The organism is Deltaproteobacteria bacterium (assembly GCA_009930495.1).
GTDB lineage: Bacteria > Desulfobacterota > Desulfovibrionia > Desulfovibrionales > Desulfomicrobiaceae > Desulfomicrobium.
The window spans coordinates 1-3,375 of sequence record RZYB01000232.1; the positions used below are offsets into that span (position 1 = coordinate 1).

General features: G+C 56.6%; 4 protein-coding genes. 2 read left to right on the plus strand and 2 right to left on the minus strand.

Going from position 1 to position 3,375, the window contains the following annotated elements; translation table 11 throughout:
• Positions 1 to 482 (minus strand): hypothetical protein (locus EOL86_13025; protein ID NCD26496.1); only part of this gene is annotated, 482 nt, incomplete at its 3' end.
• A gap of 564 nt (positions 483 to 1,046) precedes the next feature.
• Between EOL86_13025 and EOL86_13030 the strand changes: the two genes are divergently transcribed.
• Positions 1,047 to 1,478 (plus strand): hypothetical protein, encoded by a 432-nt coding sequence (locus EOL86_13030; GenBank protein NCD26497.1) that lies wholly within the window; start codon positions 1,047 to 1,049, stop codon positions 1,476 to 1,478.
• 82 nt (positions 1,479 to 1,560) lie between these two features.
• Positions 1,561 to 2,112 (plus strand): hypothetical protein, encoded by a 552-nt coding sequence (locus EOL86_13035; GenBank protein ID NCD26498.1) that lies wholly within the window; start codon positions 1,561 to 1,563, stop codon positions 2,110 to 2,112.
• A 356-nt stretch (positions 2,113 to 2,468) separates the two neighbouring features.
• Here the strand turns inward: EOL86_13035 and EOL86_13040 are convergent, their stop codons facing one another.
• Positions 2,469 to 3,224, minus strand: coding sequence for a YdcF family protein (locus tag EOL86_13040; protein NCD26499.1), 756 nt, complete (start codon positions 3,222 to 3,224; stop codon positions 2,469 to 2,471).
• Positions 3,225 to 3,375: the final 151 nt, after the last annotated feature.

Genomic DNA, 3,375 nt, shown 5'->3' on the forward strand with positions numbered 1-3,375 from the left:
GAATGCAGCCACCACGTACCGTCTCGGTAAAGAAGGTCGGAGGAGTCGAACTCGACGGCCTTGGCCAGAATGGCCGCGGCATGCGTATTCGCCGTCCAGGCGATCTTGATGCGCCCAACCGTGGTCGCGAGACTCGCCTCACCCGGAAGCACCCTGTGCGAGCGAGCGTCATAGCGAATGCTCCCCGTTTTTGTGCGCGGGCAATGGACCTTGCGACCCTTGGCCCGCAGCGCGAAAGCGGAGCCGATAGCCTCGGTGGCTTTGACCCTGGCCGCGCAGACGAGCTGCGCAGGCAGACTCGGGTGTTTCTCCCGGAGCTGGTAATAGGTGGCCTTGTGAAGCGCCACGCCGTTCTTCACACCCTGCTCCCATCCGTAAGCCGCGACCGTGTCAAAGCAGTCGCGGACCATGGCCAGGGTCTCGCAAAGAGCCTCGGCCTGGTCGGGAGTGGGATGGAGTTTAAGACGGACAGTGCGCTTCATGGTTCATATATGCATTAGTTTTGCGGAATTGTCAAGAAGAAAACAAGAGGAAAAATAGGAGGCGGCGCTTCCTCCCCCACCTGAATGAAGGGGTCTCCGCGCCGAAGAATGATGATCGTACGGCACATGCCGGACACGTTTTTTTTTAAAAATCAGTCAGGGGACTAAATCGGCTGCGCTGATCAGGACAATATCTTTCAGGAGGTAACGATGTCCGTGGGACCCCTCCATCGTTATCCCGAAGGACGTGCCTGTGGCTGCGCCCGGCTAAAAGAAATATCATACATAACAGATAATTGGAAATAGATATTATTTTATTTTGGCCTGAGGGCTAAAAAAAAACAAATCTGAAGCCATTATCTACTTAGCAATTCACACCGCTTCCAGGTTCAGACTCGGCATCGAAAAGGGACCGTGCAGAAGATGGTGGAGATTGAGCGGTTACAGAACTCGAGAAACAGTACATCGCAAGGAGGCAAGGGTACGACCAAACTTGAGTTTTGAGCATAACATTCTGTTTTCAAACAAAAACTCTAACCATAAATACTTACGCGAGGTATTTGTATGACATTCGAAAACAACAAAGATGAAATGATTTACCATTTCATCAAGAAACAAGCTACCAAGGCTGAACCGATTGAAGCCTCCCTTGACAAGGACATATTCGATTGGTTTCTCTTCGGAGCACCTGTAGACGGGGAGTGGTTGAACCGCAAGTCCCAGTATTTCAGGGCGATCATGAACGCGGATGGTGCTTCAAGCCCTATCCACAGCATGCTTCTTTACACAACCTATGTCGCGTACGTCCAAGGCATGGTCCAAGCCCACAAGGCGCACCATCCGGTCATTACCGACACGAACCTACCTACCCCCCCTGAGCCGAGCGTCACGGACTACTTCCAAGCGTTCGCCGAACTGCTCAAGGTCTATGGCCAGCTGTTCCCGGATAAACTCAACCTCGAGGCGAGCTGCGCTGCGGAAATCAAGAGCACCTGATCCCTCAACCCTGGTGCCCTTGGTCCCGACCGAGGGCACCAACGTGAACTTATTGAGAACCGTAATCCATATGGAGGATCGCATGAAAGACACGAAAAAGAGCACCGATGCGGATTCTGAAGCCGAAAACTTCCAGGAAGCTTTCAAGGTCATGGTCGAGCTCTTTAACCATGTCTTCGGCACAGCAATGCCCACGTCACCGATACAAGGGGCCCGAGCACGCTTTGCGTTCCCCAAACCACAACATCAAAATGGAGAATTGCACATGGAAGCAGATCAATTCAACACGGAGTCATTGGATGTCAACCTGTTCGACTCATACATCAAACACGCCCTGCCCGATGTCAGTTGCAAGGACAAAGAAAAGGATATACCCCGGCGCCTCTTGAAGGACATGGATCCCGGGGATCCTGTTGAAGAGATACTCGGATCGTTGCTTGTTGCAGCCTACACCCAGGCGCTCAAAATGATCGGCAAGAGCAACGAACGAGTTGGCTTCTACAGCGTCCCGTACGAAAAGGCAAATCCCGAAGCCATGGGATATATGCGCATCGTCTGCCAGCTGTCCTCGAACCTTCTGAAATTCAGAAAAGAACGCTCACTGGCACAACTGGCGGAAATCTCGCAAGGGTAACGTCCTCTCCGCATGGACGCCCCGGCCTTAACGGGGCGGTTCACGGCCGCATAAAGCGGTGAACCGCCCCGTTAAGGCCGGCGTCTTCCCCGCAACCGGCGACCTGGTAATACAAGAGGACACTGTCCAGAGTATTGAGTCCAACAAGCTTAGGGGACGCGACGTTTACGATTCCCCGCCGTTGTTAAGTCCTGCTCAAAGTATGAGCGGCTCTTGCCTCTTAGGCCCATCCTGCTCCCGTGGAGTAGGCCACGGGTTTAGAGCCGCTCTATTCCAGACGGATTGGCACGAAGCGGCGAGCAATTGAAGAGGCGCTCCTGTTCCGACCATCGCTGCGCCTCCACTTCCTGACGTCCTCATCCCCAGGAAGGGGGTAGGCGCTGCCCCACCCATTCCTTGATGGCCCTGGCGCTGCCATCCAACGCGTCGGTGTCGGGTATCCAGCATCGCCACCCGTAAACACCTCGGGCCTCATGATCCGTGGCCACAGGCACGGCATCGATGCCTTCGTGCGCAAAATGCCGCAGGGAGCGTCGCATGTGCAGGGCCGAGGTGACCAGCAGCACCCGGTCTATACCGCGTTCGCGCAGCAACTCCGCACTGAAGCGGGCGTTCTCGCGGGTGTCGCGGCTGCGCCCTTCGAGCAGCATGGCATCGTCCGGCACGCCAAACTCACGCAGCACCGTGCGCATGGCTTCGGCCTCGGACAGGGACCATCGCGCCGGATCCCCTCCCCCGCTCAAAACCAGCAGGGGTGCCTTGCCCGCGTGGTAGACTTGGGCGGCCGCCCGCACCCGGTCGGCAGCCCGGTTGAGGTCCGGCTCAGCATGTCGCGCGTCGGGCGGACTCATCGCGCCACCCAGCACCACCACCGCCTGGCATGCGGGCAAGGATGAAAATTCGACAGGCGGGTACTCACCCTCCAGCGAAGCACGAAACTCGATGCTCACTCCGGGCAGCGACCAGATCCAAAGCCAAAGCAGGCCGGCAAGCCCGATTGCCAGGGCGCAACGCCCACGCCTGAACATGGCAAGCGTGATGGCAGCCACGCCGAGTACGATCGACGTACCTAAAGGGGAGATAAGGGCGATGACTGTCTTGGAAACGATCATAAACTGCGTCGCGCAAGCTCCCGCAGCAACTTGATCCCCTTCTCGACCACGCCTTCCAGAATCCCCAGATATCGCACGGCCAGCGTTTCACGGTCAAAATTGCGCGCAACATAATCCTGCCCCCGTTCGCCAAGCTCCCGGCGCAATCCGG